The sequence below is a fragment of the Streptomyces sp. NBC_00873 genome (assembly GCF_045207415.1).
Lineage (GTDB): Bacteria > Actinomycetota > Actinomycetes > Streptomycetales > Streptomycetaceae > Streptomyces.
This window is the reverse complement of record NZ_CP108803.1, coordinates 9,162,964-9,183,119: the sequence shown is the minus strand read 5'-3', so window position 1 is coordinate 9,183,119 and position 20,156 is coordinate 9,162,964. Positions and strand designations below refer to the sequence as shown.

General features: G+C 68.4%; 14 protein-coding genes and 4 pseudogenes. 7 read left to right on the top strand and 11 right to left on the bottom strand.

The window, feature by feature from the left end:
• Positions 1 to 234: 234 nt before the first annotated feature.
• Entirely contained in the window at positions 235 to 813 is a 579-nt protein-coding gene (locus OH809_RS42665) for a hypothetical protein (protein WP_406424611.1), read from the top strand.
• A gap of 344 nt (positions 814 to 1,157) precedes the next feature.
• Positions 1,158 to 2,152, top strand: a pseudogene (locus tag OH809_RS42660) (IS5 family transposase).
• Here the strand turns inward: OH809_RS42660 and OH809_RS42655 are convergent.
• Positions 2,089 to 3,048 carry a hypothetical protein gene (locus OH809_RS42655; RefSeq protein ID WP_406514810.1) on the bottom strand — a complete coding sequence of 320 codons (960 nt, stop codon included), beginning with the start codon at positions 3,046 to 3,048 and terminating at the stop codon, positions 2,089 to 2,091. The pseudogene OH809_RS42660 and the gene OH809_RS42655 sit on opposite strands and share 64 nt — an antisense overlap.
• A 192-nt stretch (positions 3,049 to 3,240) precedes the next feature.
• Here OH809_RS42655 and OH809_RS42650 point away from each other — a divergent pair.
• A pseudogene (locus OH809_RS42650) lies at positions 3,241 to 4,233 on the top strand (IS5 family transposase).
• A gap of 496 nt (positions 4,234 to 4,729) precedes the next feature.
• Here the strand turns inward: OH809_RS42650 and OH809_RS42645 are convergent.
• Positions 4,730 to 4,975 (bottom strand): annotated as a pseudogene (locus OH809_RS42645) (hypothetical protein); the annotation flags it as partial.
• Positions 4,976 to 5,299: 324 nt separating this feature from the next.
• On the opposite strand from OH809_RS42645, the gene OH809_RS42640 reads away from it, so the two are divergent.
• Positions 5,300 to 5,938 (top strand): hypothetical protein, encoded by a 639-nt coding sequence (locus tag OH809_RS42640; protein ID WP_406415461.1) that lies wholly within the window; start codon positions 5,300 to 5,302, stop codon positions 5,936 to 5,938.
• Between the two features lie 675 nt (positions 5,939 to 6,613).
• On the opposite strand, the pseudogene OH809_RS42635 reads toward OH809_RS42640, so the two are convergent.
• The 3 genes and pseudogenes from OH809_RS42635 to OH809_RS42625 form a co-directional block, all read right to left on the bottom strand.
• A pseudogene (locus OH809_RS42635) lies at positions 6,614 to 7,827 on the bottom strand (RNA-guided endonuclease InsQ/TnpB family protein).
• Between the two features lie 214 nt (positions 7,828 to 8,041).
• Positions 8,042 to 9,226, bottom strand: coding sequence for a GDSL-type esterase/lipase family protein (locus OH809_RS42630; RefSeq protein WP_406415465.1), 1,185 nt, complete (start codon positions 9,224 to 9,226; stop codon positions 8,042 to 8,044).
• 56 nt (positions 9,227 to 9,282) lie between these two features.
• Positions 9,283 to 9,864 (bottom strand): TetR/AcrR family transcriptional regulator, encoded by a 582-nt coding sequence (locus OH809_RS42625; RefSeq protein WP_406415467.1) that lies wholly within the window; start codon positions 9,862 to 9,864, stop codon positions 9,283 to 9,285.
• 84 nt (positions 9,865 to 9,948) lie between these two features.
• Between OH809_RS42625 and OH809_RS42620 the strand changes: the two genes are divergently transcribed.
• Complete coding sequence (locus OH809_RS42620) at positions 9,949 to 10,440, top strand: FBP domain-containing protein (RefSeq protein ID WP_406415469.1); 492 nt, start codon at positions 9,949 to 9,951, stop codon at positions 10,438 to 10,440.
• 337 nt (positions 10,441 to 10,777) lie between these two features.
• On the opposite strand, the gene OH809_RS42615 is transcribed toward OH809_RS42620, so the two are convergent.
• From OH809_RS42615 to OH809_RS42600, 4 genes are all read right to left on the bottom strand, one after another.
• Complete coding sequence (locus OH809_RS42615) at positions 10,778 to 11,113, bottom strand: hypothetical protein (RefSeq protein WP_406415471.1); 336 nt, start codon at positions 11,111 to 11,113, stop codon at positions 10,778 to 10,780.
• Between the two features lie 62 nt (positions 11,114 to 11,175).
• On the bottom strand, positions 11,176 to 11,712 hold the full coding sequence (locus tag OH809_RS42610; protein WP_406415473.1) for a hypothetical protein: 537 nt from the start codon (positions 11,710 to 11,712) through the stop codon (positions 11,176 to 11,178).
• A 70-nt stretch (positions 11,713 to 11,782) separates the two neighbouring features.
• Entirely contained in the window at positions 11,783 to 13,300 is a 1,518-nt protein-coding gene (locus OH809_RS42605; RefSeq protein WP_406415475.1) for an alkaline phosphatase, read from the bottom strand.
• 504 nt (positions 13,301 to 13,804) lie between these two features.
• Positions 13,805 to 16,258 (bottom strand): beta-N-acetylglucosaminidase domain-containing protein, encoded by a 2,454-nt coding sequence (locus tag OH809_RS42600; protein WP_406415477.1) that lies wholly within the window; start codon positions 16,256 to 16,258, stop codon positions 13,805 to 13,807.
• Between the two features lie 112 nt (positions 16,259 to 16,370).
• On the opposite strand from OH809_RS42600, the gene OH809_RS42595 reads away from it, so the two are divergent.
• Entirely contained in the window at positions 16,371 to 16,919 is a 549-nt protein-coding gene (locus OH809_RS42595) for a glycoside hydrolase domain-containing protein (RefSeq protein WP_406424652.1), read from the top strand.
• A 478-nt stretch (positions 16,920 to 17,397) separates the two neighbouring features.
• Here OH809_RS42595 and OH809_RS42590 read toward each other — a convergent pair whose 3' ends face one another.
• Positions 17,398 to 17,748: an Ig-like domain-containing protein gene (locus OH809_RS42590; RefSeq protein ID WP_406415479.1), complete on the bottom strand. Its 351-nt coding sequence runs from the start codon at positions 17,746 to 17,748 to the stop codon at positions 17,398 to 17,400.
• Positions 17,749 to 18,028: 280 nt separating this feature from the next.
• Here OH809_RS42590 and OH809_RS42585 point away from each other — a divergent pair, with 280 nt between their 5' ends.
• Positions 18,029 to 18,931 (top strand): hypothetical protein, encoded by a 903-nt coding sequence (locus tag OH809_RS42585; RefSeq protein WP_406415481.1) that lies wholly within the window; start codon positions 18,029 to 18,031, stop codon positions 18,929 to 18,931.
• A 225-nt stretch (positions 18,932 to 19,156) separates the two neighbouring features.
• On the opposite strand, the gene OH809_RS42580 is transcribed toward OH809_RS42585, so the two are convergent.
• A complete protein-coding gene (locus OH809_RS42580; protein WP_406415483.1) occupies positions 19,157 to 20,119 on the bottom strand; it encodes a helix-turn-helix domain-containing protein in 963 nt (320 codons plus the stop codon).
• Between the last annotated feature and the right edge of the window lie 37 nt (positions 20,120 to 20,156).

Genomic DNA, 20,156 nt, shown 5'->3' with positions numbered 1-20,156 from the left:
GGGCAACGTGCGCGCCCGCGTGTTGACGCTCCCTCCACTGCTGCAGGGGCAAGACGGCCGCGCTGCGTCCGATCCGGGGCTCATGCCCCGGCCACGCGGGCTATGGCTTCCATCTGGCTCCGGCCACGCAACCGGCCAGTTCACGCGTCCCTGACTCAGCAACAGGCGACGGGATGGCACCCGACGGTCCAGGACGAGCGGCGTGATGCAGTTGCCGTGCCAGCATGAGTCGCCATGATCAAGACGCAGACTACAGACGGTTGCCGAGGAGCCAGCGTGAGACACAACGTCGGATTGACGGTACCCCTGGCGGCTCTGGCGCTGCTGACCGCGTGCGGCGGTTGCGCGAGAGACACCCATACCTGCACCCTGATGGACTCGCCCGCCGGGATCCGGGTCAAGGTCCACCCGGAACTGGCGAACAGGGTGGCCGACGCGACTCTTACGGCCTGCTGGGACGGCACATGCCGGCAGAGCACGCTCCAGCTTCGGGAGACCCGCTCGGAAGAACCGCTGACCCCAGGGAACCCCGTGATGACCACGGAATCCCCCACCGCCACAGAGAACCCGGCAACGAGGCCCCCCAAACCCCCCGAGCCCTACACCTGGCCTGGCTTCGCGGCCGTCCGCGACCTCCCAGGAAAGCCGATACACGTCACACTGATATTCAAGAACCAGCAGGGCGCCACCGTGCTCGACCGACCGATCAGTATCACGCCGCAGCCCACCTATCCCAACGGCCGCAACTGCTCGCCGGGCGGCCACCAGGCACGCCTGACGGTCACGGAAGAGGGCTCACTGATCCCACGCTGATTGTGCGCTCCACAACGGATTTGGGCTGGCGTGGCGCTGGGACCACCGCGTCTCCAGGGCCCGGCTATCGGATAGCCCCAGCGGTCCGGCGTCCAGCCTGCTGGGTACGTTTCCGTGTACCCAGCAGGGTACTTTCCCGCGAACGCCGACACCGGGCGTCCCGCTGTCGGCAAGACGGTCAAAAGCGAACTCACGATCACCGCATATCAAACGGCCGGAGGACTCAGTAGCCTACGGCGCGAGCAACTCCGCCTGGAGCTGCGGAGCTAGGGCGTGTTCCAGGTTCAGATCACTGTTGGGTCAAATCGCTCCGCCGGAGTGGCTCGGGACGGTAGACATCCGGGGTGACGCGAGGCGATCTGACGGATGCAGAGTGGGAGTTGTTCGAGCCGCACCTGCCGCTCGGCGTGAGTGGACCGATCCCTGACCTGCGTAAACAGTTGAACGCGGTGATGTGGAGGTTCCGGACCGGGAGCCCGTGGCGCGACATCCCCGAACGCTACGGGTCCTGGTCCACCGTCTACGGCCGCTTCCAGAAGTGGGCCCTTGCGGGCACCTTCGAGACGCTGATGGAGCGGATGATCGCCGAGGCGGCCCGGCGAGGACAGGCCGATCTGGACCTGGTCAGCGTCGATTCCACCGTCGCACGCGCGCATCACCACGCGGCCGGCATGGCCGTCGAACCCGGGCTCCTGGAGGAACTGGTGAAAGCCGCCGAGGAGGAAAAGGGGCTCCAGCAAAGGGACAATCCGCCCAGGTGACGGCCGAAGGCGACCCGGTCGAGGAAGCGTTACGTGCCGAACGACGACGGATACGCCGCCGCCACAAGGCCCGCCTGAAAGCTGCCGCGTTGGGGCGCTCGCGGGGCGGGCTGACGGTCAAGACGCACCTGGCCACCGACCGGCGGTGCCGCCCGCTGTCGTTCGTGGTGACGCCGGGACAGGCGGCCGACAGTCCGCGTTTCGCCGCGGTCCTCGACCGAGTCAGGATCCGTGGGCCGGTCGGTCGGCCCCGCACCCGCCCCCGGGCCGTCGCCGCCGATAAGGCGTATTCCTCCCGCGCGAACCGCTCCTACCTGCGTAAACGCCGGATCCAGGCGGTGATCCCGGAGAAGAAGGACCAGGCCGCCCACCGCAAGAAGCGAGGCTCGAAGGGCGGCCGCCCCCTCTCCCACGACGCCGAGCTTTACAAGGAGAGGAACACCGTCGAGCGCGGCATCAACAAGATCAAGGAATGGCGAGGGCTGGCCACCCGCTACGACAAGACTCCTACCAGCTACCTCGCCGGACTCCACCTACGCGGATCGATCATCTGGCTCCGGAGTCTCCGCCCCACATGATCCGAACCTGGAACACGCCCTAGGTACTTCAGTGGAATAGCAGTGTCGACCAGCGAGCCGCCGCTACTTCCAGTGTCCTGGAGGGCCTGGAGGGAGATCACGTCACCGGCGTTCAGCTGAAGAATCGTGGACACCTGCTGCTGCCCGCCTTCGGCGAGCTCACGGTCACGGGCGACGGTATTGCCATTGATCATGATGAAAAGGATCTGATCGGCCGACGTCCCCGGATTCAAAAGGCTCCAGAGAATCTGCCCCTTGAGGAGGTAGCGGCCAGCGGTGTGGACCACCAGAGTCGAAGACGACGAATCAAACATCGCGTCAGTGTCGTACTCAGCGCCACTGAACTTGATCTGGGTGAGGGTGTTGTCCGGGATGACCTGGTTGACTTCGGCGAAAAGACTCGCGCCAGCATGAACCGTGGTCCCGGTGGCACCCGTAGCGCCAGTGGCGCCCGGCAAGCCTTGCGCTCCCGTAGCACCGGTCGGCCCGGTGGCGCCCGGTGCGCCCGTCCCGGTCGGCCCGGTAGCGCCAGTGACACCGGTCGACCCCGTAGGCCCCATAGGACCCGCCGGACCCGCAGGGCCAGTGGCACCTGGGACGCCCTGACAGTCGCCGCCCTGACGGCCGTAGTTCAGCCGGTGCTCGAAGGATGTCATGTCGGCCAGCTTGGACTGCGGCTTGTGCGGCTTGTGCGGCTTGTGCGGCTCGCAATCCTCGCCGCCATGCCCCGAGTGGCTAGCAATTCCGACACCGGCGGCACTTGCCGCAGCCATCGCCGGGCCAGCGACACCTGCCACCAGGACCAGCGCGAACGAAGCGAGCGCGCCGCCTACCATCCACTTGTCTCGCCGGGGCAGCGGGCCGAGATGCGACCCTGTCCTACGCTCAGGACTCATCTAATTGCTCCTCGTTCAGCGGGTTTGGGGATGATGTGAAAACCCGAGGGCGAGCTTGACCCCTGCGTGGCCGATAAATAGTGATACCGGGCCCGGGCTGGGCCGATTAGTCAACTAGGGCGTGTTCCAGGTTCAGATCACTGTTGGGTCAAATCGCTCCGCCGGAGTGGCTCGGGACGGTAGACATCCGGGGTGACGCGAGGCGATCTGACGGATGCAGAGTGGGAGTTGTTCGAGCCGCACCTGCCGCTCGGCGTGAGTGGACCGATCCCTGACCTGCGTAAACAGTTGAACGCGGTGATGTGGAGGTTCCGGACCGGGAGCCCGTGGCGCGACATCCCCGAACGCTACGGGTCCTGGTCCACCGTCTACGGCCGCTTCCAGAAGTGGGCCCTTGCGGGCACCTTCGAGACGCTGATGGAGCGGATGATCGCCGAGGCGGCCCGGCGAGGACAGGCCGATCTGGACCTGGTCAGCGTCGATTCCACCGTCGCACGCGCGCATCACCACGCGGCCGGCATGGCCGTCGAACCCGGGCTCCTGGAGGAACTGGTGAAAGCCGCCGAGGAGGAAAAGGGGCTCCAGCAAAGGGACAATCCGCCCAGGTGACGGCCGAAGGCGACCCGGTCGAGGAAGCGTTACGTGCCGAACGACGACGGATACGCCGCCGCCACAAGGCCCGCCTGAAAGCTGCCGCGTTGGGGCGCTCGCGGGGCGGGCTGACGGTCAAGACGCACCTGGCCACCGACCGGCGGTGCCGCCCGCTGTCGTTCGTGGTGACGCCGGGACAGGCGGCCGACAGTCCGCGTTTCGCCGCGGTCCTCGACCGAGTCAGGATCCGTGGGCCGGTCGGTCGGCCCCGCACCCGCCCCCGGGCCGTCGCCGCCGATAAGGCGTATTCCTCCCGCGCGAACCGCTCCTACCTGCGTAAACGCCGGATCCAGGCGGTGATCCCGGAGAAGAAGGACCAGGCCGCCCACCGCAAGAAGCGAGGCTCGAAGGGCGGCCGCCCCCTCCCACGACGCCGAGCTTTACAAGGAGAGGAACACCGTCGAGCGCGGCATCAACAAGATCAAGGAATGGCGAGGGCTGGCCACCCGCTACGACAAGACTCCTACCAGCTACCTCGCCGGACTCCACCTACGCGGATCGATCATCTGGCTCCGGAGTCTCCGCCCCACATGATCCGAACCTGGAACACGCCCTAATCGGCCCAGCCCGGGCGCCGGATGGAGCAATGGAGAGGGAATCGTCCTGAGCCCAGGAACTTGACGACGCCATCCGCGATCGCCGCTTCGAACGGCTCAAGGAACCGTTCCTGGGCAGTGAGCAGGAATGAGTCCCAGCTCACCGGTACGCCCCGAACGGTCTTGGGCGCACTGGTCCTCCGCTTTCGCGTCCCGGTCGGCGACGCATATCCCGTATGCGGTCCGTCCCGGGCGGGCGGAATTCCTACGACCTGGCCATATGGGTGTGGCCAGAGGCGACGGGGAGGCCCCGAACCATCTCGCTGGTGACACGGGGGCCCCGACTGCTGACGCCACACCCGGCATCCCAGATCGCACTGAATACGTTACGCACACCCCGCCGGACATGCCCGCAGCTCGTCGCGCCGTTCACCCAATCGTGCCCATGTTCGCCAAAACGATGTGTCTGCCCAGCAGTTGTGAACCCCTCGCCGACCGTGCTCCAGGTGGCACAGCTCGGTGATACGGGTGGCGTACGCGACGATCGAGCCGGTCGCCGATCCACGGCCCGGGCCGACGGGGATCTTCTGGTCGCGGGCGTGCTGGCAGATGTCCGCGACGACGAGGAAGTAGCTGGAGAAGTTCATCGGGCCGATGACCTTCATCTCGGTCTCGAACCGCTCCAGAACCTCGGCCGGGATCGGGTCGCCGTAGCGCATGGCGAGGCCCTTGAGGCACTCGGTCCCGGTTCCCCGGGCCCTGCCTCTCGAGCAGGCCCGAGTGGGCCGCACGGCGGTTCAGCAGTGACACCGCCCCGGTCAGTCTCGTCGTTGCATGCCCCGCATCTGCTGGTTCCTCACCTTGAAGGGCAGAGTGAGACATCACTCGACTGGCACATCAGGGCTCTACTCGTGCGTACTATCTCTAGACACTGCTGCACATTGCGGCAGTTGTGCCCTGCGGGTGTCCCAGTCAGCACAGACGGGACACCTGCCTCCACCCGCTCGCGGACCGGGTTCGTGCTTTTCACAGCCGTACCCGCGAGCTGCAGAAAGGCCCATGACATGTCCGAAATTCAGGTCCACACCACAGGACTGGCGTCCCAGTACATCGCCCAGGTGACGGGCGACCTTGAGCGCAACGTCAAGGAGCAGGAACGCCTCGGTGCGGAAATCGAGGCGTTGCAGGAGCAGTTGGGTGCCCTGCAACACGACCACTCCGTGCTGGTGAGCATGCAGGAGGCACTCGGCGGCGCGAGCCCCGCTAGCGAGGCTGACACCACGGCCGCGCCGACCGTGCCGCGCCAGGCCACCGCCGAACCCCAGCAGAGCAAGCCGAAGAAGGCGGCCGCCACGAGTGCAAAGGCGACGGCGTCCAAGAAGAGCGCCGCCAAGGCCTCATCCGCGAAGGCCACGTCCGCGAAGGCACCCAAGACAGACACCAAGCCGACCCTCGTCAACCTGATCCGCGGTCACCTGGAGCAGCAGAGCGAGCCGCGTTCCGCCACCGAAATCTCCGCCGCGCTCACGCACGCCCACCCTGACCGCGGCGTCAAGACCACCGTTGTGCGTACCACCCTCGAAGGGCTGGTCGCCAAGAGCCAGGCTCAGCGCACCAAGCAGGGCTCGTCCGTCTACTACACCACGGCGGCTGTCTCGGAGCCTGCTGCAGCCGACCCTCAGCAGGAGGCGGTGGCCGGCTGAGCACCCGCAGAAGCCCGCCACCAGGCCGCGGTCCGGTGGCGCCCCGGCCGGAACCGGGGCCGCCCAGTGAGAGTGCGGTGGTGGGGGCTGGGACGGGGCCGGTGAGGTGGCCTTTGTACAGGTAGTCGCCGGGCTGGCCATGGTAGGGCCAGTTCTGGGGCTGGGTGAGGTAGACGGCGTCGGTGCGGAAGGCGACGACGGTGCCGGGCGGGGTGTGGAGTGCGCCGACGAATGTGTTGTCTTCGCGCATGCGCATGGAGAGGAGTGCGGCGCGGGCGCCTGACCAGATGCTGGCGGCCCATTCGGGTGTGCGTAGGGGTCTCGGGTGAATCCGGTGGGGCGTTGCCAGGTGATGGTGGTGTTGTCGAAGCCGATGATTTCGGCGTCCGCGGGAACGTCGCGCTCTGCGGTGCGGGGGGTGGTTCCGGTGACGGTGCGTGGGCGTTGGGCGAAGGAGCCGATGCCGTACAGGAGGATGGCGCGCACGGCGCGGGAGGCGAGGTGGGCTGCGGTGCGCTGGGTGGGGTCGCCAAGGAGGTCGGCCTGGGCGGTGAGGTTGGCCCAGGCTTCTTTGAGTTTCCGGGACCAGCGCTTGTGCTCCGAAGGGCCGAGGTGCGGTGCGCCGACCAGGCGCGCTATGTGACTCCTCCCCGCCCTGAAGAGCGGGGCTTCTCGCTATGCCGGTTGGGCTTCGCGACGGGCCAGCCCGGCCCGTAGGACGTTGAGAGCCCCGGCTGTGTCGGCGTGCGCGGTGTGGCCGCATGCGACGCAGTGGAACTTCTCCTGTGTGGGCCGGTTCTCCTTCGCGGTGTGCCCGCATTCGGGGCACGTACGGGAGGTGTTGCGGGGGTCCACGGCGACCACTTCCCGCCCGGCGCTTTCAGCCTTTGCGTGCAGGATCGTCAGGAACACCCCCAACCGGCATCGTTGATCGAGCGGTTCAGCCCGGCCTTCGCGGCGGCACCGTTGGGCAGGAAGGTGCCCGGCTGGTCGGGGTCCGGCTTGGAGGCGGGGGCCCTGCTCATGTTGCGGATCTTGAGATCTTCGTGCGCGATGACGTCGTGCGCGCGGACCAGGCCGAGGGCGGTCTTGTGCGTGTGATCCAGGCGCTGACGGCGCACCTTGCCATGCAGTTTGGCGACCTGCTCCACGGCCCGCCGGTGGTTGGCGGTGCGGTCCTTCGCCTTGCGGCGCGGGAACCGGGACAGCGCCTGCTGGGCGGCTTCGAGCCTCGCGGCGGCGCGGCGTCCGTGCCTGGGGTTCTCCACGAACCCGCCGCCCGAGTCGGCGAGGAAGTTGGCGATGCCCAGATCGATGCCGGCCACGCTGCCCGTTGCCGGCAGTGGCTCGGGCCGCTCCTGCTCAGCGGTCAGCACGACGAACCATTTGTGGCCCTCGCGCTTGACGCTGACCGTCTTGACCTTGCCCACTACGGGCCGGTGCTGGTTGACCTTGACATGTCCGACACCCTGCAAGCGCACGCGGGTGACAGGGTCGTGCGGGGTGGAATCCCAGCGGCAGCCGTCCCCGTCCTTCGGGAACTCCACCGTGTCGAACCAGTTCACCCCACGAAAACGCGGGTATCCAGGCGTCTCCCCAGCCTTGATCCGTCGGAAGAACGCCGCAAACGCCTTGTCCAACCGGCGCAAGGTCGCCTGCTGCGAGGAGAACGACCAACGCCCCTGACGCTCCGGGTCGAACGCCCGAATATCCTTCAACTGCGCCGACTGCACCCCGTACTTGATGCTCGTCTTCGATACATGACGGTAGGCATCACGCCGTTCCTCCAATGCCCCGTTGTAGAGCGAGCAGTGATCTCGCAGCATCTCACCGAGCGCCTGGCCCTGCCGGACGGTGGGCCGCATGAGGAACTTGTACGCACGAATCACCCAGCCACCCCCCTTCGGTCAGTCCGATCAACATAGCTGGCGCCACTGACAACGCAGAGCACTCCAACGCTCCGCGCCTCCGGTCCAAGGATCGCATTCCCGCCCGGCCTGAAGGCCGGGATTCCCTGCGAAGATCAGGGATGGTGAAGAAAGGACGGGGTGAAGGGACAACGCGGCCACGGCGACGGCCACGAACCCTCCCGATGGTCGGCGGTCAGCGGTTCTCCGCGGCAAAAGCGCCGTCTTCGCCGAAGGCGAGGTGGGCGAAGCGTTCGCCGATGCGCTGGTGAGTGGCGGGGTTCGGGTGCAGATTGTCGGGCAGCGGCAGTTCGGCGTGGTCGGTCTTGCTGTAGAGGTCGAGGCCGTCGAGGTAATGCAGGTTCGGGTCTCTGGTGGCGCGCTGATGGACGATGCGGGCCAACTCGTCGCGGATCACGGTGAGGGTCAGTTTCCCGGCAGCTGTTTGCGCGGGGTCGCCGGTGGCCACGAACCGCAGCCGCCCCTCGCTCATCGCGCTGAGGTCCGGGGCGGTGGGTCCGGGCGTGTTCTCGTGGATGGCACAGTAGATGGGCGAGACGACCAGCAGCGGGGTGGTGGGGTGGCCGTCGCGGATGGTGTCGAGGAAACCGTGAACGGCCGGGCCGAACGCGCGCAGCCGCATCAGATCGGTGTTGACGATGTTGATGCCGATCTTGATGCTGATCAGGTCGGCGGGGGTGTCGCGCATGGTGCGGGCGGTGAACGGGTCGAGCAGGGCGCTGCCGCCGAATCCCATGCTGACCAGCTCCACCTTGCCCAGAGCGGCGGCTAGGGCGGGCCAGATCCCGGTTGGGGTGGCGGCGTTGGAGCCGTGGCTGATCGAACTGCCATGGTGCAGCCAGGCCTTGCGGCCGCTGGGCGGTGGTGTGTGGACGGGGGCGTTGGTGCGCAAGGCGGCCAGCTGGGTGGTCTCGTCGTGCGGCAGCCAGATCTCGACGTCCTTCTCGTCGTCGGGCAGGCCGGTGAAGCGCAGGGTCTCCACCGGCCCGAGCCGGGTTTGTGCGGTTCCGGAGGCCATGTCGATGGTGAGCGTGTCGCCCTCGGTCGCGCTGGCCCGCCCCGCGAGCCGCCCGTCGACGAGGAGCTCGTACACCCCGTCGGGGCGTGGCGGCGCTCCGACGTAGACCCGTTTGGTGGCCACGACGTCCAGCTCGACGGCGGTGGCCCGGGTGCGGAAGGCCAGCCGCACCCCGGAGGGCTGTGACTCCGCCATGGCCAGCTGGCCGTCGGGGATCTGCTGCCGGGCGCGCGCGGGCAACCGGTGGGGCAGTACACCGCGTTCGGTGCGCTCCAGGTCGAGGGCGCCGCGCAGGAGGCCGGCGGTGATGGGAGTGGTGGTCCAGTCGTGGTCGGTGTTCATCTCGTCGGTCTCTTCGATCAGGAGGGTCAGTTGGCAGAGGCGGCCGGAAGGGTTGGTCAGGAGGTGGTGGGCCAGGTGCGCAGCAGGGCGTCGAGCGCGTTGAGGATCTCGGACCAGCTCTCCTGCGAGTCGGGGGTGCTGTGGCTGAAGCCGCCGGCGGTCTCCAGGCCGACGTAGCCGCTGAAGACGCTGCCCAGCAGCCGCACCGCGTGCGTCTGGTGCGGTTCGGCCAGGTTGTATCCGCGCAGGATCGCCCGCGTCATCTGGGCGTGCCGAACGCCGGCGCTGGCGGCCGCCGTCTGCGGGTCGAGCCGGAACTGGGCTGCGGCGAAGCGCCCCGGGTGCTGGAGCGCGTAGTCGCGGTAGACGTTCGCGAAAGCGGTCAGGGCGTCTTTGCCGGCCCGTCCGGCCACGGCGGTGGAGACCTGGTCGGCGAGTTCCTCCAGGGCGAGCAGGGCGATCTTGGTCTTGAGGTCGTGGGCGTTCTTCACGTGCGAGTACAGGCTCGCGGTCTTGACACCGAACCGCCGGGCGAGTTCCGCGGGGGTCGCCTGCTCGAAGCCGACCTCGTCGGCCAGCTCTGCCCCCGCCCGGACCAGGCGCTCCGTGGTCAGTCCTACGCGTCCAGCCCGTGCCATGTTCATCCTCCGAATCGCTTCTCATCCCTGACATCGATGATTATGCACTTGCCTAATTACATTAGGCAAATTAGCGTGGCTTTTATGAAGCCGCTGACTGAGCAAGAGATTCGTACCGCGTTTGTGAACTGCACCAAGGGCGAAGCCAAGCGCCTGAGCGTCCCTCGCGACCTGGCCGAGCAGTGCTGGGACGACCTGGACTTCCTGGGCTGGCGAGATCCCCAGGCCCCCGACCGGGCCTACCTCGTGGCCGAGCTGGACGGCCGCCCGGTCGGCATCCAGCTGCGCTCCTCCGGCGTCGGCTCCTGGCAGATGCGACGCAGCATGTGCTCGGTGTGTGTGACCACTCACACCGGGGGCGTTTCCCTGATGGTCGCGCCGAGGTCCGGGAAGGCCGGGCAGCAGGGCAACTCGGTCGGCGTCTACATGTGCAGTGACCTGGCCTGCTCCCTCTATGTACGCGGGAAGAAGGACGCGGGCATCGGCGCACGCCTCCACGAGTCCCTCACCCTGGAGGAGAAGGTCCAGCGGACCGTGGCGAACCTCGCCGCGTTCATCGCCAAGGTGACCGCGTGACCCGGGCCCGCCTCCCGATCCCACCCGTATCGCCGGCGCTGCCCGGCCCTGAAGTGGCCGACCGAGGCATCGGCTCGCAAACTGATCACTGCCCTGGCCGGCCCCTGATCTTCGCTCAGCCCTCATCCGCCCCGTTGCCGTCATCGTCGAGGCCGGGGGTGTCCTGGTTGCGCAGCGGACGCAGGCCCTCGCGCGGGACGGAGGCGATGAAGCTGTAGCGGCCCAGGACGTTCACGTTTCGTTGCTTGAGCGGAGACAGCCGTGCGACGTCCTCATCACGGAAGGGCGAGGATGCCCGCGATGAAGCTGGTCACGATGAGTACCTGCATGGCCTTGGTCATCGCCTGGCCCACGAACTCGCTGTTGAGCGAAACTCGATCTGGGCGCGGGTGGCGGGGCTGAAGCGGAAGCGGTACCTGGGCGAGGCGATCAGCTGCGACAGGTGCGGCCCCATCAGCAGGACCACGCAATGGTCATTGACGGAGCGGACCCCGCGGCCCATGCCCTGCTCGATCCGCTGCAGCTGCCGGTTGACCATCTCGTCGGAGTCGCCGAGCACGATCGCCTCGCGGCGAGTCAGACCGCCGTAAGCCTGCGGCAGTCCGTCCAGGACCAGCACCTCGCAGGCTTTGCGGGGCAGGTCGATCCCAGCGTACTTGTTGACCAGAACCACCAGGCCGACGTGCCTCTCGTTTGACAGACCCGAATCGAGGCCCGGCTACCGCCTTGGGTCGACTACTCGTTGACCAGTACGGGGATGGAGACCACCGCGGTGGCCGGAGTGCCGGTGAGATTCTTCGCGGGCACGGTGAAGTCGATGCCGTTCCCGGCCGCGCGCGGGCCGTCATGGTGGGCGTCGCCGTGCGCGTCCTCTCCTTCTTCCTGGTACTGGAAGCTGCCCGTGCCCAGCAGGCGGCCGTCGGCGTCGTAGTAAGCGGCACGTAGTTCCAGGGCGAGGACGTCACTGACATCAGAGGTGATGGCCACATGACCGGTGACTGTCGGCTTCTTCGTGAGGGCGAGACCGGTGACGCGTACCCGGTCGGTGAACGGTCCCTCCTCGATACGTACTTCGCCCCGCTTTGGCAGTGAGGTGAGTGTGGGAGCCGGGGCAGGGGCGGAACGCGGGGCGGGCAGGGCGGCCGGAGTGAGCGTCGGCAATGGCTGCGCATCGGCGCGGTCGGCGTCCGCGGCGGTGCTGCAGCCGGTGAGGGCCGCCAGCATGACGGCGCCCAGTGTGGCGAACGCCTGAGAGTGGGTGAGGTGTCTCATCGTCGTACTCCAGATGCATCCGGGCCGGGACCGGGAGGGGGAAACCCTCTCGGCCCCGGCCTCAAAGAGGTCAGCCGTGATGGGGCGCGGTGCCGAACAGGGAGCGGTACAGCTTTCCGTACAGCTCGGTGTTGTTCTGGCTGGCGGCGAAGGCGCTGCCGTTCGGACCATAGGCGTAGATGGGCACGTCGGCGCCGGTGTGGTTGCCGGACAGGTAGGTCAGCCAGAGGCTGGCGTCTTTGCTGCCGTCCTGCACACCCTTCGGGTCGTCGGGCGTACGGAACGTGGCGGGCGCGAAGTTCTTCGCGTCGCCGGAGCCCGCGCCGTTGACGATGCCGCTGGAGCGGGCCGCATCCTTGGCGCCGGAGGACGAGCGGGACGGGGTGCTGTTGTTGGCCGGGTTGCCCGCGTCGGTGTTGGCCGGGGGCGCGACGGCCTCGGCGTTGGTGTAGGTGCCCTTCTCGATGATGTTGAAGCCGGCGCACTCGTGGTCGGCCGTGACGACGACCAGGGTGTGGCCGTCCTTCTTCGCGAAGTCGTACGCTGCCTTGACCGCGTCGTCGAACGCCTTGACCTCGGCGAGTGTCTGGGCGGCGTCGTTGGCGTGCGAGCGCTTGTCGATCTGGGCGCCCTCGACCTGGAGCAGGAAGCCCTTCTTCGAGCGGCCGTTCAGCAGCGAAAGGGACTTCTTGGTCATGTCCGCCAGTGTCGGCTCCTGCTTCTGCGGGGCGTCCGCGGGCAGGGAGGCCTTCGCCTGCTCGACGCTCAGGTTGCCCCGGTTGAACAGGCCGATGACCTTCTTGCCCTGGGCCATGTCCAGGTCGGTCTTGGTGGCGACCTTCTGGCTGGCGGCGGTCTGCGCGGTCAGCGACGGGTCGCCGAAGCTGCCGAGCACCTGATAGCCCTGCGCCTGCAGCGCCTTCTGGTCGTCCGGCTCGAAGCGGGCGAGGCCGCCGCCGAGAATCACGTCCGCCGTGCCGTTGCGGGCGATCTGCTCGGCGATCGGCGTAATCAGCGTCTTGTCCTGGGGCGCCGGCTCATACGTGCCGTCGGCCTTCTTCGGCAGGCAGGCGGCGTCGGAGTAGACCGGGCCCTGGCAGCCGCGCAGCAGCGCGTGGCTGAACTGGGCCGCCGGAGTGGCGTCGGTGATCTCGGCAGTGGAGACGTTTCCCGTGGCGAAGCCGGCCGACTTGGCCTCCTCCATCAGCGTCGACACCTTCTTCTCGTACGTGTCGACGCCGATCGCCGCGTTGTACGTCTTGATGCCGGACGACCAGGCGGTGGCCGAGCTGGCCGAGTCGGTGACCAATGCGGGCTGCTCGCTGCCCTTCTCGACGGCGTAGGTGGCGACCGCGCCCGTGTACGGCAGGCGCTCCATGTTGAGTTTGCCGGCCGCCCCGTAGTAGCGGTCGCGGCCGGCCGTGACGTGAGTGCGGCCCATTCCGTCACCGAGCAGGTAGATGACGTTGCGTATCTCCTTCCCCTGACCGTCTTGCTGGGGAGCGGAGTTGGCGGTGATCGCCGTACCGGCGGCCACGACGCCGGTCAGGGCCAGGACCGTCAGCGTCTTCACAGGTCTACGTCGCATGCTCGGGAGATTCCCCTCAAAATGTGTGACTCGGGCCGCCGACGTTAGGAGCGGGACATGAACACGCCACCTTCCCTGGGCGTCGCCGAGTCGAACACCGCCGGCTCCTATCGGCCCCTCACGCGGCGTGCCAGGATTCCAGCCGTGGTTTCTGCAGACAGCTATCCGGCCGAGGGTGAAGTAGACCAGGCCGCCCGGACGTGTCTTGTCCTTCGACAATGAAGTCAGTCGACGTCATTGCTCTGACCAGGCTCGACTGACTTCGTTGTCACGCGCCGCTGCTCTTCTCGTGCGGCTGGTGCCTGCCGCCGGGCGGGTACACATGCGGCCGATGCCGCGACGCCGAGAACACCACCCGCCTACAATTCCAGCGAATAAGAAGCCGGTCACATCCCGGCGCCGGCACCGACGACGAAGCAGGCCCTGGCTCCGGCATGCGGCCGCCCCCGTCAGGGCGGCCGCATGCGGGCCGGGCGGTGGGTGGCCCGGCGGTGTCAGCCCTGGTCAGCCCTGCTTCACGCGGCCGAGGACCTCGACCTCGGCCATGTTGAGTTCCACAGGGTTCTTGCCGGCGAGCCACACCCGCACATAACGCCCCCGGGCGTTGGTGTCGATGGTGGTCGGGCTGCCGGCCTGGGCGGTCTCGTGCTGGCTCCAGACGTCCGGTTTGCCGAGCTGGTCCGCGAGTGTGCCGGAGAAGGGCTGGTCGGAGACCAGGACGTAGTAGTCCTTCGTCCTGTCGGCGCAGCAGTCCGTCCGGTTGTAAATCTTGATCTTCTCGAGGTCGGCGCTGGTGCCGAGGTCCACCTGCCACCATGGCTGTACTTCCCGGCCACTGGTGGTGGAGAAGTTGAAGCGGTCGCCGTCGACGGCCTTGTCGGCACTGAACGGGAAGGTGCCGCCCCAGGCGTAGTCGGAGATCTGGGTCGCCTTCTTGCCCTGGGCGAGTTCGCGCAGGGGCGGCAGGCCCATCGACTCGTCGTGGAGGTTCTCCACACGCGTGACGAAATCCTCGACGAACGGATCGCCGATCTTCACCGGGCCGTGCTGGTGGTGCTCGGCCGGGTCGACCATGATCTGCGACGCCTCGGCGGCGAGGGAGTCCATGGCCTTGCGTTCCCTGGCCGCCTCGGTCGTGTTGCCGGCGTCGATCGCGGCGAGCGCGTTCAGGCCGTGCTCCATTGCCCGGCCCCACAGTTCCGTGGCGTCCAGCCAGCGGGAGGTGTCGGAGAGGAACAGCTTGTCGGGGACGCCCTCGCGGATGACGGCCGGTGCCCGCGTGACCGCGCGGACGGACGGGCGGAAACCGTTGATCGCGGATCGCTCATCGGTTGCGTACGCCTTCCAGAACCGCTCCAGCTCGGCGCTGAACACCGGGGCCTGGGGCTGCCACAGTTCGGAGCCGAAGGTCGGGGCCGCGTGGTTGAGGTCGACGAACACCTGCACCGCGTCGGCCGTACGCGGGTCACCCGCGGCAAGGTGGAGGGCGGCCTGGCGCCCGGAGCGGTCGCGGTCGTAGCCCCGGTCGTTCCACGAGAAGTCCGACATCGTGAAGACCGCGAGCTTGCTGGCGGCCTCCTGGTTCATCGGGTTGGAGACGATGCCGCTGAGGTGGTCGGACAGTCCCGGCTCACGCTTGTCGTACGGCGCCAGCAGCAGTCGCCCGGCGGTCCGGCCGAAGTCGTTGACCGGGTAGTTGTCCCACACGAAGACCTTGCGGCCGAAGAGTTCGGCGGCCTTGGACGCCTGGGCGTTGGTGATCTCCCGCGGCACCACGTCCGTCCCGGTCCACATCACCTGGACCTCGGGGTCGAGCGTGGCACGGAGCGCCTGCTTGTACGCGGTGTCGGTCAGGTCGCCGTACTCCGTGGGCACCATCTGCAGCGGGTTGGCCCCGGGCCGCTCGGCGATGAAGTCGCGCTGCACCGTGTTCAGCAGGCTCACCTGGGCGTGGGCCGCCGCGCCGCGGCCCGGCGGGCCGAACTTCCGCGCGTCCGCGTCGCAGTTCCAGCGGGTGTAGCTGATGTCGTCCAGGGGGATGGAGAACGACCGTACGCCTGCGTCGTACATCGCCTGCATCTTGTCGGTCAGCGCCTTGGTGTCGGCGTAGTCGGAGTAGCAGATGGAGGCGCCGGGTGAGACGGCGAAGGTGAAGCGGACGTGGTCGGCCAGGGCGCGGTCGATCAGTTCGCGCAGTTCGGCGAGCTTGGCCTGCGGGTAGGGCTCGCGCCACTTGTCCCGGTGGTAGGGGTCGTCCTTCGGCGCGTAGACGTAGGTGTTGGACTTCATCTCGCCGAGGAAGTCCATGTGGTCCAGGCGCTCTTGTGCGGTCCACGGCGGGCCGTAGAAGCCCTCGATGGTGCCGCGCAGCGGCATCGACGGGTAGTCGCTGACCTGAGCGCCCGCCACCTTCCAGTCGTCGCCCGCGCGCTGGAAGAGCTGGCGCAGCGTCTGCACAACGTAGAACTGGCCCGTGGCGTCCGTGCCCCCGAGGGCGATCTCGGGATGCGACTGCCGGCCCGTGACCCGTAGGGCGTAGCCCTCGGCGTGGCCGGGCACGGCGGTGTCACCGAGCGCCTTGGCAATGTCCGGGCGGTCGGCGGGCCCCAGCCTGACGGTGAGCAGTCCGTCGGACGCCGACGGGACGCTGTCGGGGGAAACGTTGTCGACACGCGCGGCGCCATGCTCCCTCAGCTCGCGGACGAGGCGGTCGCGGGCGGCGGCGTCCGTGTGCGCGTCCGCGACGACGAGTACCCGGCCGGTGACGGCCACATCGTTGCCCGAGCGGGAGATGGCCTGCGGTGTCGGGGAGACGGTCGGCAGGGGGCGGGTGCCCGCCGGGGCCGCGCGCGCTCCCGTGGTTTCCGCGGCCTGTGCTCCGGCTCCGGGGGTGAGCACCCCGAGCGTCACACAGCCGGCTATGGCGATCACGCCGAAGGCTGTTCTACGCCTTCTCATCAGACCCTCCACATGGTCTAGACCACTTTGGCCTTAAGAGGCTACTGGTCCCACTCGGTTCACTGTCAAGACATTCGACCCGTCGGCTGCGGCAGGGGCTCGTGCCGCGCCTCTGGCAACAGGGGCCGGTCGGGGAGAAACCGGTGACGGCGGCTGGCTTCCGCGCTGGGCGCTGGGGCCGAGCGAGACCAACGTGATGAGCGGGGAGGGTCCGACGCCGTTCATCACCTCCCTGTACGCGCGCGGGCTGCTCGACAAGCCCACGGCGCGGGCCCTGTTCGAGGCGCTGTGGAAGAACGTCACCGAGGTTCCGGCCGATCCGTCGGTGTTCCGTGGACGGGACGGCAACCCAACGTATGTGCGCAACGGATGGATCGGCTACCAGGACAAGGGCGGCTACGTCTGGGGCGACTCCCGGCAAGCCGGTTCGGCGACGCTGGAGTACGCGCTAGCCGACTGCGGTCTGGCCGACATGGCCCGCGGTCTCGGTGAGTCGGCGAAAGCGGCCGCGCTGCGCGAGCGGTGCGGGAACTTCGCCAACGAGTGGGACTTCGGCGTGGGCTCGAAGGGGTTGCGAGCTGCTGTTGGTTTGCCACCGGGCGTTACGTGCGAATCCAGCTCGCGACCACCGCTCCGCTGTCCCTGGCCGAGGTGGAGGTGATCCCGTCATGACCGCGGCACGTCGATGGCTGACGGGGTGTGCTGTCGCTGGTCCTGTGCGCCGCGACGCCCGCCTTCCTGCGTTCGGCCGGCGTCAGCGCGTCCTGCGTCCGACACAACCGGTCGGCCACGGTCTCCCCCGCCTCTCTGCCCCGATCGGAACCCGTGCGGGCGCGCCGCCCTCAGCATCTCGTCGGCCGCTCATGCAGTCCTTCCGCCCTGTGGACACTTGTCAGCGCGGATCGTTCCACAGCGGAGGGACGGCCCCCCGGCACTGCCCCCGAGCCCGCCCCGCACGGCCTCCAGCTCGCACCGCACGGCCCTGGCGCCACTCCGGTCCCGGGAACGGAGCAGTCCTCCGCGCAGGGACTGAGCAGGCCTTCACCCGGAAGCGGAGCAACCCGCGCCCGGGATGACGGACGCGAGCGTCGCCTCCGGCCGGCTCACCGGCCGGAGGCGACGCTCAACGGCGGCCGGCGTCAGCCGTCGTCCGCTTCGCCCGTCACCTTGATCCGCACCGGGTCGGAGACGGCCTCCCGCCCGCCGACGGTGACATGGGCACGGATCAGGGCCTTGCCGCTGCCGACGGCCATGACGAGCCCGTCGGCGGAGACTCGCGCGACCGACTCGTCGCTGCTCGCATAGGTGATCTCCACCGGACCGGACGTCTGGCGGTCGGCGTTGAGGGCGAGCCCCTCGCCGTCCGCTGTGATCTCGACCGGGTCCATGTTCCGGGTGTCGATCCGTCTGTTGAAGCCGTCGTCGTAGTCGTTGTTCGCGATCGTGACACCGCGCGCGCCGTCGAAGGTGAACAGCGGCGCGGTGTCCACGCGCGGGCAGCGTCTCGGGCTGTGCTTCACCCCGGCCTACGCACGGTACGACGGCGCTGGGCCTTCTCTCCGGCGGCTCCGACGAGACGGTGTGCAACGCCTCCTCCAGCGGCACCTACCGGAACTACTTCACGAAGGTGCAGACCGTGCTGAACGAACGTGGCCTGCACGTCTACTGACGGCTTACCCCAACCAGCTGCCCCAACCGGTGAAACCTGTCCCGGCCCAGCCACGTCACAAAGACCGGACAACCCACCAGTCCGTTCATCAGGGAGGCCACATGCGTATCAGGACAGCGCGGTCCGTCAGCCTGCTCGCTGGAATCGCTCTGTCTGCCGCCGGCCTGGGGGCCGCCGCCGGTTGCGGCAGTGAGCAGGAAACCAGTCGCAGCACGAAAATGCAGGCGCAGCGCGCTCAACAGGTCGCCGCGGCCTGGGACGGGTCAGCCGCGGCTGCCACATGGCGTGATGGTTTCCACCCCATGAGCAACGTGGTCCAACTACCGCGAGGCGGACTGCGGAGCAAGTCTGATCGGCAGGCCTACCAAGACCACAGCTTCGTTCTTGAAGGCAAGTTGCCCACCACCTCGCCGAAGGAGGGCCGAGTGGCATGGAACGACGGTAGGACACTCACGCGACCGCTGGTGGGGGCGGATGAGTCGTACAAGACCGTGGCTGGCGGCGACCGCGTCGGCGGAAAGCCACACCTCACCGTGACCGGGGCGAGGCTGGGTGAGATGAGCGTGGCCACCGCCCGCGGAGCGGCGGTGGTCCCAGCCTGGCTGTTCAGTCTCAAGGGTTATGGCTCTCCCCTCAAGCAGGCGGCTGTCATCCCGTCGAAACTCCCCCAGTCGCCGATCAAGCGGGCTATCGACGTCCCCGGTTATTCACTCAACAGGATGGTCCGAATGTCCGCAGACAGGCGATCGGTCACCGTGGAAACCCTTCATGGCGTCTGCGACTACGGCCCCACAATGAATGTGCTCGAAACACGCGGCAGCGTCGTGCTGTCAGCATCCGTCAAGGACCAGGCGGACGGCGGGCACTGTACTAAGCAGGGGAAGTTGCAGCAGGTGACAGTGAAGCTGGACCGAGCCGTGGGCGACCGCGTGCTGCTCGACGCACACACCGGCCGACCGGTTCCCTACAGGCCGCCGCACGGGCCTTCGCCGAGCTGGAGCTGAGCCGCGCCACGAGACCATCCGGCAGTGGTGCGCCAAGTTCGGTCCCGAGTACGCCCGCCAGTTGCGCCACCGCCGACCGCACCGCGGGTGCTGGTGACCGACAAGCTCCGCTCCTACGGTGTCGCCCACCGGCAGCTGCTGTCACAAGCCGAATTGTGCAGGCATGGAACGCGCGCCGAGACCACATCCACTCATTGCCGCCCCACCTGCTGCCGGCGTGCTGTCTCACAACCAGCCGCGGCGGGCCGCGATCACTCCGGCCTGGAAGCGGTTGGCGGCGCCGAGGAGGTCGTGCAGGCGGCTGATGCGGCGGCGCATGGTGCGGACGGACCAGCCGAGCTGGCGGGCTATCGCCTCGTCCTTGAGGCCGCTGACCAGGAGGGTGAGGACGAGTCGGTCCTCCTCGCCGAGGGGGTCCTCGGCGGGGGCGTTGAGGGGAAGGGCCTGCTTCCAGCACATTTCCCAGTAGCCGGTGAGGGCATCGAGCAGGGTGGACGGGCGGATCACCGCGGCGCGGACGTCGTTGAGGTCGAGGGAGAGCGGCATCAGGGCGAGCTTGCGGTCGGCGATGGCGAGTTTGATGCCCAGGCCGGGCAGGACGCGGGCCTGTTCGCCGTGCCGGACCAGCTCGCGGACGTCGTCGAGGACGCCCGGCCATTCCAGGGCCTCGGGGGCGTAGACCGCGCGGTACCGTACGCCGCGGCCGAGCGCCGTCGCCTCCACCGGGTTGGAGGTGGTCAGGGCGTACGGCGGCCGGTCCAGGGTCATCACGTCCTCGTGGGCCTCCTGCTGAAGGCGGACGAACCAGCGGCCGAGCGCCTCGCTGCCGGTGGTGATCTCCACCTCGTCCTCATAGGTCGCGCCGGTGCGCGCGGCGGCGAACAGCCGGGACAGCTCGTCGGCCGCCGAACGGACCCGCTCCAGTTCATTGCTTCTGGCCCGCACCAGCGCCTCGACGGCGGCGCCCGGTTCGATCGCGGCGTACCGGCGGCGGGAGCCGGCGAGCCGGCCGACCAGCCCGTGGTCGCGGAGCCGGTCCAGCGCCCTGGCGACGCGCTCGGCCGAACAGTCGAGATCCGCGGTGAGTTCGGCAGGCGCCGCCGTCCGCCGGGTCAGGACGGCGCGGTAGACGCTCTCGTCGAACGGATCGATGCCTGCCGCCGTGAGTTGCGGTGTCTCGGGAGTCATGGACGGATGGTGGCCCAATTGTGCCAGCGGCAGCAAT

Coding starts and splice junctions, on each gene's coding strand:
- OH809_RS42580 (WP_406415483.1), bottom strand. CDS start 20,119: ATGACTCCCGAGACACCGCAACTCACGGCGGCAGGCATCGATCCGTTC.
- OH809_RS42610 (WP_406415473.1), bottom strand. CDS start 11,712: ATGAGACACCTCACCCACTCTCAGGCGTTCGCCACACTGGGCGCCGTC.
- OH809_RS42625 (WP_406415467.1), bottom strand. CDS start 9,864: ATGGCACGGGCTGGACGCGTAGGACTGACCACGGAGCGCCTGGTCCGG.
- OH809_RS42655 (WP_406514810.1), bottom strand. CDS start 3,048: ATGAGTCCTGAGCGTAGGACAGGGTCGCATCTCGGCCCGCTGCCCCGG.
- OH809_RS42605 (WP_406415475.1), bottom strand. CDS start 13,300: ATGCGACGTAGACCTGTGAAGACGCTGACGGTCCTGGCCCTGACCGGC.
- OH809_RS42585 (WP_406415481.1), top strand. CDS start 18,029: ATGCGTATCAGGACAGCGCGGTCCGTCAGCCTGCTCGCTGGAATCGCT.
- OH809_RS42630 (WP_406415465.1), bottom strand. CDS start 9,226: ATGAACACCGACCACGACTGGACCACCACTCCCATCACCGCCGGCCTC.
- OH809_RS42665 (WP_406424611.1), top strand. CDS start 235: ATGATCAAGACGCAGACTACAGACGGTTGCCGAGGAGCCAGCGTGAGA.
- OH809_RS42620 (WP_406415469.1), top strand. CDS start 9,949: ATGAAGCCGCTGACTGAGCAAGAGATTCGTACCGCGTTTGTGAACTGC.
- OH809_RS42640 (WP_406415461.1), top strand. CDS start 5,300: ATGTCCGAAATTCAGGTCCACACCACAGGACTGGCGTCCCAGTACATC.
- OH809_RS42600 (WP_406415477.1), bottom strand. CDS start 16,258: ATGAGAAGGCGTAGAACAGCCTTCGGCGTGATCGCCATAGCCGGCTGT.